Annotated in this window: 9 protein-coding genes; 4 read left to right on the top strand and 5 right to left on the bottom strand. The window is 70.9% G+C overall.

What is annotated here, in order from left to right:
- Positions 1-64: 64 nt before the first annotated feature.
- Positions 65-1,216, top strand: coding sequence for an ROK family transcriptional regulator (locus ABZY33_RS15850; RefSeq protein WP_356492139.1), 1,152 nt, complete (start codon positions 65-67; stop codon positions 1,214-1,216).
- Between the two features lie 62 nt (positions 1,217-1,278).
- Here ABZY33_RS15850 and ABZY33_RS15855 read toward each other — a convergent pair whose 3' ends face one another.
- From ABZY33_RS15855 to ABZY33_RS15875, 5 genes are all read right to left on the bottom strand, one after another.
- Entirely contained in the window at positions 1,279-3,627 is a 2,349-nt protein-coding gene (locus ABZY33_RS15855) for an AbfB domain-containing protein (RefSeq protein ID WP_356492140.1), read from the bottom strand.
- Between the two features lie 156 nt (positions 3,628-3,783).
- Positions 3,784-4,470, bottom strand: a complete 687-nt coding sequence (locus ABZY33_RS15860) for a helix-turn-helix domain-containing protein (protein WP_356492141.1) — start codon at positions 4,468-4,470, stop codon at positions 3,784-3,786.
- 120 nt (positions 4,471-4,590) lie between these two features.
- Positions 4,591-6,951 (bottom strand): GH92 family glycosyl hydrolase, encoded by a 2,361-nt coding sequence (locus ABZY33_RS15865; protein ID WP_356492142.1) that lies wholly within the window; start codon positions 6,949-6,951, stop codon positions 4,591-4,593.
- 134 nt (positions 6,952-7,085) lie between these two features.
- The gene (gene glgX / locus ABZY33_RS15870) at positions 7,086-9,188 is read right to left on the bottom strand and encodes a glycogen debranching protein GlgX (RefSeq protein WP_356492143.1); all 2,103 of its coding nucleotides are present in this window, start codon (positions 9,186-9,188) and stop codon (positions 7,086-7,088) included.
- Entirely contained in the window at positions 9,185-9,679 is a 495-nt protein-coding gene (locus ABZY33_RS15875; RefSeq protein WP_356492144.1) for a pep a2, read from the bottom strand. The genes glgX and ABZY33_RS15875 overlap by 4 nt, the downstream gene beginning before the upstream one ends.
- Before the next feature lie 289 nt (positions 9,680-9,968).
- On the opposite strand from ABZY33_RS15875, the gene ABZY33_RS15880 reads away from it, so the two are divergent.
- The 3 genes from ABZY33_RS15880 to ABZY33_RS15890 all read left to right on the top strand — a co-directional run.
- Entirely contained in the window at positions 9,969-10,193 is a 225-nt protein-coding gene (locus ABZY33_RS15880) for a DUF5133 domain-containing protein (RefSeq protein ID WP_356492145.1), read from the top strand.
- The gene (locus ABZY33_RS15885) at positions 10,183-12,153 is read left to right on the top strand and encodes a maltotransferase domain-containing protein (RefSeq protein WP_356492146.1); all 1,971 of its coding nucleotides are present in this window, start codon (positions 10,183-10,185) and stop codon (positions 12,151-12,153) included. Before ABZY33_RS15880 ends, ABZY33_RS15885 begins: the two co-directional genes overlap by 11 nt.
- A gap of 48 nt (positions 12,154-12,201) precedes the next feature.
- Positions 12,202-12,626 (top strand): alpha-amylase family glycosyl hydrolase (locus ABZY33_RS15890; protein WP_356492147.1); only part of this gene is annotated, 425 nt, incomplete at its 3' end.

Raw genomic sequence — 12,626 nt, forward strand, 5'->3', positions numbered from 1 at the left:
GAATTAGTAAAGTCTTCAGCATTATTCCGTAGCGGGCACCGCAACCCCTCCAGGGAGCACCAGCATGGCGACCACCGGAACAGACATGTCCCGGATGCGCGAGATGAACCAGCTGTCGATCGTGTGGGCGCTGCGCGGCAATCCACCCGCCACCGTCACCGAACTCGCGGGCCGCGCCGGACTGTCGCGGCCCGCCGTGGACGTGCTGGTCCAGGGGCTCGTCACCGACGGCTGGGCGGAGGTCGAGGAGCCGGGGGCCAGCAGTGTCGTCGGGCGTCCCGCGCGCCGCTTCCGGTTCCGGGCCGGCGCCGGGCACGCGCTCGGCATCGACATCGGCGTCCACAAGATCCTCGTCATGGTGAGCGATCTGGAGGGCGAGATCGTCGGAGCCGCGCGCCGCCCGGTCGATCCACAGGCGGCGCCGCAGGCCCGGCTCGCGGCGGTCGATTCGGTCATCGACGAGGTGCTGCGCGGCGCGGCCATGACCCCGTCCGACATCTGGGCCGTCACCGTCGGCGTGACCGGACCGGTCGACGCCACCGGCCGCACCACCCTGTTCACCCCGCTGCCCGGCTGGCACACCACCGACCCGGCCGCTCACCTGGCGGCCCGCTTCACCTGCCCGGTCCAGGTCGAGAACGACTGCAAACTCGCCGCCGTCGCCGAGCGCTGGAAGGGCGTCGCCCAGGACGCCGACGACATCGTCTTCCTCCTCGCGGGCCTGCGCACCGGCGCGGGCCTGATCCTCGACGGCACCCTGCGCCGCGGCCACGGCGGAGCGGCCGGCGAGATCGGCGCCCTCAAGGCCGTACGGTGGCTCACCGCCCCCGACCACCTGGAGAACTGCCCCGGCGTCCCGGCGACGGCCGGCGAGGCGGCCGCGTGGGTCTTCCAGGCGGCGCGGGAAGGGAACAAGGACGCGAAGACCGCCGTCCGGCGCTACACCCGGGACCTCGCCGTCGGCGTCGCCGCCCTGGTGCTCGCCCTCGACCCGCAGGTCGTCGTCTACGGCGGCGGCTTCTCCCGCTCCGCCGACGTGGTCCTCGACCCGCTGCGCCGCGAACTGACCAAGCACTGCCTGCGCCTGCCCGAGCTGCGCACCTCGACCCTGGGCGACGAGAGCGTGGCCCTCGGGGCGCTGCGCCTGGCCCTCGACGAGATCGACAGCCGCCTGCTCCGCGACGGCCTCGCGGCCCCGTCGGCCCCGCGCGGATAGGCCGGAGCCGCGCGCACCGCCCCCGCGGGCGTGCGCGCGGCCCGTCTCGTCCGGGCGCGGGGTCAGGGGGCCCAGGGCGCCTCCACGGCCCACGTGGTGTCCTCGGTGAACAGGTTCGGGTCGTCCGCGGCGCGGGAGCCGCCGGGGACGGCGAGGTACACCGCGGAGTTGTAGTGCCGCAGGTACTGGCCGGGGAAGTTCTGGGCCGTCAGCCGGACCCCGCCCTGCCCCTGGACCGCGCAGAACGTGGCGTCCGCGCGGAACAGCGCCGAGCCGTCACCGGCCTCCCGGTGGACGCGGAAGTCGCGGTGGCGCAGATACTCGCCCGGGTAGTTGCGCGACTCGAAGGAGTAGCAGGCGCTGTCCGCGAGACCGGGCACGACGCGCCAGGTGGCGTCGGACTTCAGCAGAGCGCTGCTGCCGCTGTTGACGACCTCGGTGAACGCGAGGGCGTCCTGGTGGCGCAGGTAGCGGTCGGTGTAGCCGGGCGTGGTGACCCGCAGCGACCGGTAGCCGGTGGGCAGGGTCACCGGCGCCGCCGGACTCCTGGAGGCGTTGATCAGCGCCTGGTTGGCCGCCTTGATCCGCGGTTGATCGACCTTGGTCACCTGCCGGTCGTACGTCAGCAGGCCGTTGACCTCGTTCTCCACGTCGGTGATCTCGGTGTAGACGGACGCGGAGAGACCGGCCGGCATCTGTTGCAGGCGCAGCGCGTCGATCAGGCCGACGAAGCGGTTGTTCAGATGGGCGGTGTCGGCCTGGTCCTCGTAGGAGAAGCCGTTGCCGGGTGACCACTCGTGGCCCGCCACGCGCAGTCCGAGGCCGCCGAACTCCCCGAGGACGGCGGCCCGCGCCGAGGACGGCGACGTCACGCCGGGGCCCACGTAGTTGTGGTGGTCGACGACGTCGCCGTTGCCGCCGTCGACCGCGCCGCAGCAGTTGACGCCGCTCATGTTGTCGACCAGGCGCGAGGGGTCCGCCGCCTTCACCTTGTCGGCGATGCGGGCCTGGTCGTACTGGCCCCAGCCCTCGTTCTCGTCGACCCACATCACCAGCGCGGGCGAGCTGCGGTGCTCGTCGACGATCTGGTCGAACTCGGCCTCCCACTGGGTGCGGGCCGCCGCGTCCGGCGTACGGGTGTCCATCGCGGGCATGTCCTGCCACACCAGCAGCCCGAGCCGGTCGGCCCAGTAGAACCAGCGCTGCGGCTCCACCTTGATGTGTTTGCGGACCATGTTGAAACCGAGGTCCTTGTGCTTCTGGAGGTCGTACTTGAGGGCGTCGTCGGTGGGCGCGGTGTAGATGCCGTCGGGCCAGTACCCCTGGTCGAGGGTGCCGGACTGGAAGACGAACTTCCCGTTGAGCAGCAGCCGTTGCTTGCCGTCGACCGTGCCGCGGGAGATCGAGCGCATGCCCGCGTAGCTGCCGACCGAGTCCGAGACCGTGGAGCCGGAGACGAGGTCGGCCCGCACGTCGTACAGGAACGGGTCGTCCGGTGACCACAGGTGCGGGTTCGCGACGCGGACCGTCAGCTGGGTGCCGACCGCGCCGGTCACCGTGCCCACCGTGGTGCCGCCCGAGCTGACGGTGACGCGCGCGCTCTGCCCGCTGACCCCCTCGCCCCGGACGGTGACGCGCAGCGTCGAGTCGGTGAGGTTCGCCACCGTGTCGAGGCGGGTGATGTGGGCCGGCGCCGTCGGCTCCAGCCACACGGTCTGCCAGATGCCGGAGGCGGCGGTGTAGAAGATGCCGCCGCCCGGGTGCGGTGTCACGTCGTTGATGCGCTGCTTGCCGAGGGCCTGTCCGCCGGTCTGGGTCGGGTCGAACACCGAGACCACGACGGTATTGGTTCCGCCGTTGAGCAGCGGTGTGATGTCGTAGCCGAAGGCGTCGTAGCCGCCGCTGTGCACGGCGCCGGCCTGCTGCCCGTTCACCCACACCGTCGTACGCCAGTCACTGGCGCCGAAGTTGAGCTGGACGCGGCGGCCGTTCCAGTTGGACGGCACGGTGAAGGTGCGCTTGTACCAGAGCTTGTCGTTCTGGGTGATCTTGCGCTGGATGCCGGAGAGCGCGGATTCCGCGACGAAGGGGACCCGGATCTGCTCGGTGAAGGAGGCCGGCTGGCCGGCGCTCGCGGAGGTGACGGCGAAGTCCCAGATGCCGTTGAGGTTGCTCCAGTCCGGCCGGGTCAACTGCGGTCTGGGGTACTCCGGCAGCGGGTTGTCCCGGGAGACCTGACCGGTCCAGGGCGTGGTCATGGGCGCCGGCTTGGGGGTCCAGGCGGTGGGCGCCGCCTGCGCGGCGGGGGCCAGGGCGGTGGCGCCGCCCAGGAGCAGCGCGAGGACGCTCAAGAGGATGCCGAGCGCGTGGCGCGCCGGTCCGGGGCGGGCGGGGAAGGGGTGATGGCGCATCGGAGCTCCTCGTGTCGCGGGGCGCGGCCGGGTGGATCCGTGTCGGTGTGCCGGTTCTTACATCGTTGTAAGAGCCGTTTGTACGCACTGCGCGAAGGCGCGTCAATGCCCTGGACATGCCAATGTGCAGGAAGGTCGCCCGTGGCCGGGAACCGCTTATGTCTGTGGGGTCGCGGTGCTGCGGTGTGGGCCCAACTCGCCCAGCACGTCCGCGAGTTGTGCGGCGCTGAGCGCGGGGTCGGGCAGGGCGGCGGCGGCGGGTGAGGCGCGCAGGCCGGCCAGGAGCAGGGCGAGGGGGCGGCGCCAGGCGTCGGCGGTGGTCGCCGCGGTCAGGGCCGGGACGGCGCGGCCGAGTGCGGCCAGCGCGAAGAGGACGTCCTCGGGCGTGAGGTCCGCGCGCACGGTGCCCTCCTGCCGGCCGCGGTCCAGGAGCAGTTCGATCGTGTGCCGGTTGTGCGCGTGCACGGCTTCGAGGGCCTCGACGCCCCGCAGCGGGGTCGTCATGAGGTCGTTGGTGCCGCGGTCGGTGGCGAGCACGGTGAAGACGGCGGCGAGGTAGCCGGTGAGTCCCGCCCAGGCGTCCGGGGCCCGCCGGGCCTGCTCGCCGGCGGCCATCGTGCCGGCCAGCGGCGCGTCGAAGACCGCGCCGACCAGCGCGGTGCGGGTCGGGAAGTGACGGTAGAGCGTCGCGTTGCCCACCCCCGCCCGCCGGGCGATGACGTCGAGCGGTGCGTCGAGCCCCTGCTCGCGGAAGACCTCGCGGGCGGCCTCGGTCAGCAGCTCCCGGTTGCGCCGGGCGTCACGGCGGCGCGGGGCCGCCCCGCGGTCCGCGGCGTCGCTCATCGTCGTCCTCCGTGCGGCCCTGAGTGGGGAAGCGGGGGTCCTCCCCGGCCGCGATGCTATCGCGGCCGGCGAGGACCCCCACGGAGGGGACACGGGGCGCCGGTCCGGCGCCCCGCCGTCTCAGTGGCCGGCCACGGCGGGCGGAGCCACGCCGGCGCCCCAGCTCGTCGGGCGGGCCGAGAGCGTGACCTTCAGGGTGCCGGCGCGCAGCAGATCCTGATGGGAGAGCCAGCTCTGGCGCAGCGTGCCCGCACCCGTGCGCACGGAGGACACGTACTGGAGCTTGGACGCGTCCGCGCCCGGCGCCTCGATCGCGACCCGGCGTCCGTGGGCGGGCCGGATCTCGACCTTCTCGAACATCGGCGCGGAGACGAGGTACTTCGCCGAGCCGGGCTGTGCCTCGAAGACACCGGCCATGGCGAAGACGAGCATCGACGAGGTGGCGCCGAGGTCGTCGTTGCCGGGCATGCCGTAGGCGTTGTCCGTGAAGAGCGTCCGCAGCGCCCGCAGCACCGCCGAGGTCTTCCACGGCGCGCCCGTCCACGCGTACATCCACGGCGCGTGGAAGTCGGGCTCGTTGTTCGGGTTGAACGCGAAGTTGTTGTGGTAGTCGTAGGCGCCCGTCACCCACGACTCGGACGCGGCCTTCGCCGGGTCGCTCAGCACGGTCGGCAGGTCGAAGAACGTGTCGAGCCGCTGCTCCGCGGACTTCTGACCGCCCATCAGGCCGAAGAGGGCCTGCGGGTCCTGCTGGGCGAGCCACTGGTACTGCCAGGCGGTGCCCTCGTGGAAGGCGCCGGACTGCGTGGGATCGGGGTCGCCCGCGACGCTGCCGTCCGCGTTCCTCGTGACCGGGAAGCCGGTGAAGCCCTTCGACGTGACGCCGGTGTCCCACAGCTTGGCGAAGTTGTCGCAGCGCCCGGCGAGCGTGGCGGCTTTGTCCCGGTAGCCGAGACCGGCGGCCATCGTCGACAGCGAGCAGTCGGCGAGCGCGTACTCCAAGGTGGCCGAGCCGGCCTGGCGGCTGTCGCCGTACAGGTACCCGGGCAGGTTCTGGTAGCCGACGAAACCGTTCTTGACGTAGGTCGGGTTGCCGTCGCGGCCGCGGAAGACCGACTGGTCGGCGGGGACGTCGTTGGCGTTCTTCCACAGGGCGTCGAAGAGCTGCCGCGAGGTGCGCCGGTCGAGCAGGCCGCGGTTGTAGAGATCGACGACCCACGGGGTGACGGGGTCGCCGCTCATCACATTGGTCTCGCCGCCGCCCAGGCCCCAGCGCGGCAGCCAGCCGCCGTCCTGGTAGACGCGCAGCACGGACTTGGCCATGTCGGCGGCCTTGTCCGGTTCGAGGAGGGCCACCAGCTGGTTCTGCGAGCGGTAGGTGTCCCAGAGCGAGAACATCTGGTAGTACGGCGCGTCCGCCCGGTGCACCTTGTCGTCGAAGCCGCGGTAGCGGTTGTCGACGTCCGAGCCGACCGACGGGTGAAGCAGCGAGTGGTACAGCGCGCTGTAGTACGTGCGCTGGTCGGCGGTGCTGCCGCCGGCCACCCGCATCCGGTTCAGCCCGTCCCGCCAGGTGTCGTGCGCGCTCGCGCGGGCCCGGTCGAACGACTTCGGCTGCTCGGCCCCGCGGTTGAGGCGGGCGCCGTCGACCGAGGTGTAGGAGAGCCCCACCGAGGAGCCGACCCGGTCACCCTTGGCCGGGTCGAACGAGAGCCAGGCGCCCGCGCGCTTGCTGCCGCGCGTCGCGTCACGGCGGCCCGGGGTGAGGGTGTCGTCGGTCCACGTGCCGAACGTGGCGAACTTCCGGTCGAACTTGGCGCTGAAGTAGACCCGGTAGCGCTCCTTGCCGGTCTCGCCGCAGAAGTTGCCGCCCTGCACCCAGCCCTCGACGGTGTCGTCGCCGACCACCTCGATGTCACCGGCGTAGGTGCTGCCGTTGCTCTCACCGGCCTCGATGAGCACGTTCTGCGCGCCCGAGCCGCCGGGGTAGGTGTAACGGTGCTGGCCGGTGCGCTGCGTGGCGCTCAGTTCGGCGTGGATGCCGTTGTCGAACGTCACGCCGTAGTAACCCGGCGACCGGGTCTCGTGGTCGTGGCTGAACTTCGCGCCGTAGCGCGCCGGGTCGGACGAGGTGACCGCGCCCGTGGTCGGCATGAAGCGGATGTTGCCCATGGTCTGACAGCCGACGCCGGACAGGTGGGTATGGCTGAACCCGAGGATGGTGTCCTGCGCGTAGTCGTACGAGGCGTACTTGTTCAGCTGGGTGTCCGGACTCAGCTGCACCATGCCGAACGGGGTGGTGGCACCCGGGAAGGTGGTGCCGTCACCGTTGTTGCCTATCGACGTGTCGACCAACCGGGTGGGATCGGCGGCGAACCGCGCTCCGCGCTCCCGGGCGCTCGCGGTACCCGCGGTGACGGAGGCCGAGGCCACCGTGGTGATGATCAACAAGGCGGTGGACAGGCGTTTCCACGCTCTCATCGAGATCCTCTCTCGTCCGACAACGTTGTCATATTCGTGCCTGTCGATCTTTCTGCTTCAGGTGCCGTTCCGTCAATGCGTCGCTGCGCGGAAAGGGCTCGCCCCCGAGGGGGCGAGCCCATCCGCTGCGACGCTCAGACCTGCGTCCCGTCCGGCGGGCGGGACAGGACGACAAGGCTGCGCTCCGCCACGAGCAGGGTCGACTCCGCCTTGTGCTCCACCTCGTCGCAGACGCCGTCCGGCTCGGCCGTGTCGATCAGCTTGGTCCAGCGCGCACCGTAGGCCGCGCGCGGCAGGACGAACTCCATCGGCTCCCAGAAGCAGTTGAACAGCACCAGGAAGGAGTCGTCCACGACGGTGCGCCCCTGCGGGGTGGGCGCCGCGATCCCGTCGCCGTTCAGGAAGACGCCGATGGTGTGGGCGTCCGGCCGGCGCCAGTCCTTCGGCGTCATCTCCGCGGAGTCCGGCCGCAGCCACACGAGGTCGGGCAGCCGCCGCCCGCCTTGCGCCACGCCGTCGAAGAAGTGGCGCCGGCGCAGCACCGGATGGGCCTTGCGCAGGGCGATCAGCTCACGGGTGAAGCGGAGCAGGTCCTCCTGCTCCTCGTCGAGCCGCCAGTCGATCCAGCTGATCTCGTTGTCCTGGCAGTACACGTTGTTGTTGCCGCCCTGGGTGCGGCCGAGTTCGTCGCCGTGGCTCAGCATCGGGATGCCCTGCGACAGCATCAGCGTCGCCAGGAAGTTGCGCTGCTGCCGGCCGCGCAGCGCCCGCACCGCCGGATCGTCGGTAGGGCCCTCGGCGCCGCAGTTCCAGGAGCGGTTGTGCGACTCGCCGTCCTCGTTGTTCTCCCCGTTGGCCTCGTTGTGCTTGTCGTTGTACGAGACCAGGTCGCGCAGGGTGAACCCGTCGTGGGCGGTGATGAAGTTGACGCTCGCCCGCGGCCTGCGCCGTTCGTGCTCGTAGAGGTCGGCGGAGCCGGTCAGGCGGGAGGCGAACTCGGGCAGCGACCCGTCGTCCGCGCGCCAGAAGTCCCGGACGCTGTCGCGGTACAGGCCGTTCCACTCGGACCACAGCGGGGGGAAGTTGCCGACCTGGTAGCCGCCGTCGCCCAGGTCCCAGGGCTCGGCGATCAGCTTGACGCGGCTGATCACCGGGTCCTGCTGGATCACGTCGAAGAACGCCGAGAGCCGGTCCACCTCGTGGAACTGGCGGGCCAGGGTGGCGGCCAGGTCGAAGCGGAAGCCGTCGACATGGCACTCGGTCACCCAGTACCGCAGCGAGTCCATGATCAGCTGAAGGACGTTCGGGTGCCGCATCAGCAGGCTGTTGCCGGTGCCCGTGGTGTCGTAGTAGTGGCTGAAGTCCTCGTCGGAGAGCCGGTAGTACGACGCGTTGTCGATCCCGCGGAAAGAGATCGTCGGGCCCTTCTCGTTCCCCTCGGCCGTGTGGTTGTAGACCACGTCGAGGATGACTTCGAGCCCCGCCGCGTGCAGGTCCTTCACCATCTGCTTGAACTCGGTGACCTGTTCGCCGAGCGTGCCCCGCGCGGCGTAGGCGTGGTGGGGCGCGAAGAAGCCGATCGTGTTGTAGCCCCAGTAGTTGGAGAGGCCCTGGTCGCGCAGGAACCCGTCCTGGATGAACTGGTGCACGGGCATCAGCTCGACCGCGGTCACGTTCAGGGACGTGAGGTGTTCGATGACGGGCGGGCTCGCCAGTCCGGCGTACGTGCCGCGCAGCTCCTGCGGTACATCCGGGTGGGTGCGCGAGATCCCCCGCACGTGTGCCTCGTAGATGACCGAGTCGGTGTACGAGTACGACGGCGGCGCGTCCGAGCCCCAGTCGAAGGCCGGGTCGACGACGACCCCGTACAGCCCGTGCTCCGGACCGCCCTCGGCCGGCGACTGTTCGTGGACCGCGAGGGCGTAGGGGTCCAGCAGGAACGCCTCGGGGTCGCAGCGGTGCCCCGACGACGGCTCCCAGGGGCCGTGGACGCGGTAGCCGTACCGCTGGCGCGGACCGACGCCTGGGAGGTAGCCGTGCCACACGAAGCCGTCGACCTCGGGCAGGGTCACGGTCCGCTCACTGCCGTCGGGCTCCGCCAGGACCAGGTCCACCTGGGTGGCGACGGCGCTGAACAGGGAGAAGTTCGTGCCGTGGCCGTCGTAGGTGGCGCCGAGCGGGTAGGGGCGTCCGGCCAGGACGCCCCCGTTCGCGGCGTTCGCCGGGCGTGCCGTCACGACGCGGTTCCGGCCGTCTCGGACGTACGGGCGGGCTTGGTGTGCGCGACCGGGGTCTGCGGCACGGTGAGCGCCTCGCTGGACCACGGCTCCGGCTGCTTGGCGTCGAGCGGCTCGCGGTCGTGGTCGGTCTTGCGCAGGGAGAACCAGACGATGCGCTGATTGTTCGTGGTGCAGCTGCCCCAGCCGTCGCTCAGCGTCGCGATCTGGTGCAGATGGGGGTGCGCGTCCGTGTGCCGGTCGGAGGCGTCGTGGTGGGAGACCGCGGTGATCAGGTGCTGCCCCGTCCACCAGGTCTCGATCTCCACACGCTCGACCGCGTCGGCCGCCGCCGCCTCCAGCAGCAGCCCGACCCCGCGGGTCGCCGAGGTCACCAGCTTCTGCAGCCCCCAGTACCGAAGATGGGCGGCCACGATGCGCTGCATCTGTCCGACCCGCTCCAGCGAGGACTCGACCTCGACGTGGTAGTAGCGGGGATCTGTCCGGTTCATGGTTCTTGCTCCTCACCGCGTGACTCACGTCGCCGGCGTCCGGACAGTGCCGGTGCGCACGGAACGTGAGCGTGGGTCGCTCGAGAGTCAAGGACCACTTTCCGGCCCGTACTCCATCCGTGCAACACGAGAGTGATCGGGTGGTGACGCTCGGCTCAACAGGACGGATGGCCGATCACCCCGCACCATGGTGGGAAGCGGCCGTGTGTGACGGACCGCTTCCACTCCGTGCAGGTTCGGGGAGCCGCGACGCGTGCGTCCGCGGATTTACAGGAGGTCGACGGATGCCATGGACGCATCACAGGTCGGCGAGGAGATCGAGGCGAAGCTGAAGCACTACCGGTGGTGGCAGAGCCGATTCCTCGCCTCTCCCGCAGACGCTCGGATCCGCGCGCGCTTCGCGCGGTCCGTCGAGGTGCTGTGCGCCGCGACGGGTGAGCGGTGCGGACGGGAGGCGGCGTCCACGGCCGAGCGCCGACTGCGCGGCACTGGAGGTGAGAGCGATGACAGCTAGGGCGCAGCTTGTTCCTGTGCAGATCGAGGACGTGCGTCCGCGGGTGCACGGTGGGCGCCGGACGGCGAAGGCCGTGGTCGGCGAGGCGTTCGCGGTCACGGCCCTGGTCTTCGTCGAGGGGACCGGCATCGTGCGGCCGCACGCCGTGCTGCGTGACCCGGACGGCCGTACGGTCCAGTGCGCCACGATGCACGAACTGGTCCCGGGCGAGGACCGGTGGAGCGCCGAGCTGACACCGACGTCCCCCGGCCGGTGGAGCTACTGCGTACAGGCCTGGTGCGACGTGGTGGCCGCCTGGCAGCGCGACGCCGCCGTCAAGGTGCCGGCGGGCGTGGACACCGACCTCACCCTGGAAGAGGGCGCCGTCCACCTGGAGCGCGCCCTGGGCCGGGTCACCGACGAGGCCGCGCGGCGCACCCTCTTCGAGGCCATCCGGGTGCTCGAGGACGGTTCCCTCGACGACGCGCGGCGGCTGGCGGCGGCCCTGGACCCCGAGGTCCGCGCGGTGCTGCGCGCCCACCCTCTGCTCGACCGGCTGACCGAGAGCGGCCCGCTGCCCCTGCTGGTGGAGCGGGAACGGGCGCTCTTCGGGTCGTGGTACGAGTTCTTCCCGCGCTCGGAGGGCGCCGTGGTGGCGGAGGGCGCGCCGCCGGTCAGCGGCACGTTCGCGACGGCCGCGCGCCGCCTCCCCGCCATCGCCGCGATGGGCTTCGACGTCGTCTACCTGCCGCCGATCCACCCCATCGGCACGACCTTCCGCAAAGGCCCGGACAACAGCCTCACCCCCGGTCCGCACGATGTGGGGGTGCCCTGGGCGGTCGGTTCGGCCGAGGGCGGCCACGACGCGGTCCACCCCGATCTCGGCACGCTCGACGATTTCGACGCGTTCGTGGCGCGGGCCAAGGGGGAGGGGCTCGAAGTGGCCCTCGACTTCGCGTTGCAGTGCTCGCCGGACCACCCCTGGGTGGAGAAGCACCCGGAGTGGTTCCACCACCGTCCCGACGGTTCGATCGCGTACGCGGAGAACCCCCCGAAGAAGTACCAGGACATCTACCCGGTCAGCTTCGACCGGGACCTGCCGGGGCTGGTCGCGGAGACGACGCGGGTGCTGCGGCACTGGATGGCGCACGGGGTGCGTATCTTCCGCGTCGACAACCCGCACACCAAACCGGTGGTGTTCTGGGAGCACGTGATCGCGGACATCAACCGCACCGACCCGGACGTGATCTTCCTGGCGGAGGCGTTCACCCGTCCCGCGATGATGCGCGCGCTGGCCGAGGCGGGCTTCCAGCAGTCGTACACGTACTTCACCTGGCGCAACACCAAGGCTGAGCTCACGCAGTACGTACAGGAGCTGGCGGGCGAGTCGGCGGCCACGATGCGGCCGAACTTCTTCGTCAACACCCCGGACATCCTGCACGAGTTCCTCCAGCACGGCGGCCGCCCCGCCTTCGAACTGCGGGCGGTCCTCGCCGCGACGCTCTCCCCGTCCTGGGGCGTCTACAGCGGGTACGAACTGTGTGAGAACACGCCGCTGCGGCCCGGCAGCGAGGAGTACCTGCACTCCGAGAAGTACGAACTGCGGCCCCGTGACTGGGGGTCGGCCGAGCGGGAAGGGCGCACCATCGCCCCGCTGCTCACCCGGCTGAACGAGATCCGGCGCCGCAGTCCGGCCCTGCGCGGGCTGCGCAACGTGCACTTCCACCACGCCGACAACGACGCGGTGATCGTGTACTCGAAACGCAGCGGCCCGAACACGGTCCTGGTGGTGGTGAACCTCGACCCGCACCACACCCAGGAGGCGACGGTCCGCCTCGACCACGCACCGCTGAACGTCGGCCCCGACACCTCGTTCCCGGTGCGCGACGAACTCACCGGGGCCACCTACACGTGGGGAGCGACCAACTACGTGCGCCTCGTCCCGGGGGAGTCACCGGCCCACATCTTCACCGTCGGCTGACCCCCCACCCCTCCTCTCCTTCATCCGCGTCCACGGAGGCCTATCCGTATGTCCACGGACGAATTGGCGCAGTCGCCGTACCTGCCCGCCAAGAGACCCGACCCCGAGTGGTACAAGCGTGCCGTCTTCTACGAGGTGCTCGTCCGCTCCTTCTACGACAGCAACGGGGACGGCGTCGGTGACCTCAAGGGCATCACGGCGAAGCTGGACTACCTGCAATGGCTCGGCGTCGACTGCCTCTGGCTCCCGCCGTTCTACACCTCACCGTTGCAGGACGGCGGCTACGACGTCTCCAACTACATCGTCGCGCTGCCGGAGTTCGGCGATCTCGCGGACTTCGTGGAGTTCGTGGACGCCGCGCACCAGCGCGGCATGCGGGTCATCATCGACTTCGTCATGAACCACACGAGCGACCAGCACGAGTGGTTCCAGCAGTCGCGTTCCGACCCGGACGGTCCCTACGGCGACTACTA

The sequence above is a fragment of the Streptomyces sp. NPDC006552 genome, from assembly GCF_040611655.1.
Taxonomy (GTDB): domain Bacteria; phylum Actinomycetota; class Actinomycetes; order Streptomycetales; family Streptomycetaceae; genus Streptomyces.

Excerpts from the sequence above, each read along its gene's own strand:
- ABZY33_RS15855 (WP_356492140.1), bottom strand. The coding sequence starts at position 3,627 with ATGCGCCATCACCCCTTCCCCGCCCGCCCCGGACCGGCGCGCCACGCG.
- ABZY33_RS15860 (WP_356492141.1), bottom strand. The coding sequence starts at position 4,470 with ATGAGCGACGCCGCGGACCGCGGGGCGGCCCCGCGCCGCCGTGACGCC.
- ABZY33_RS15865 (WP_356492142.1), bottom strand. The coding sequence starts at position 6,951 with ATGAGAGCGTGGAAACGCCTGTCCACCGCCTTGTTGATCATCACCACG.
- ABZY33_RS15850 (WP_356492139.1), top strand. The coding sequence starts at position 65 with ATGGCGACCACCGGAACAGACATGTCCCGGATGCGCGAGATGAACCAG.
- ABZY33_RS15880 (WP_356492145.1), top strand. The coding sequence starts at position 9,969 with ATGGACGCATCACAGGTCGGCGAGGAGATCGAGGCGAAGCTGAAGCAC.
- ABZY33_RS15885 (WP_356492146.1), top strand. The coding sequence starts at position 10,183 with ATGACAGCTAGGGCGCAGCTTGTTCCTGTGCAGATCGAGGACGTGCGT.
- ABZY33_RS15875 (WP_356492144.1), bottom strand. The coding sequence starts at position 9,679 with ATGAACCGGACAGATCCCCGCTACTACCACGTCGAGGTCGAGTCCTCG.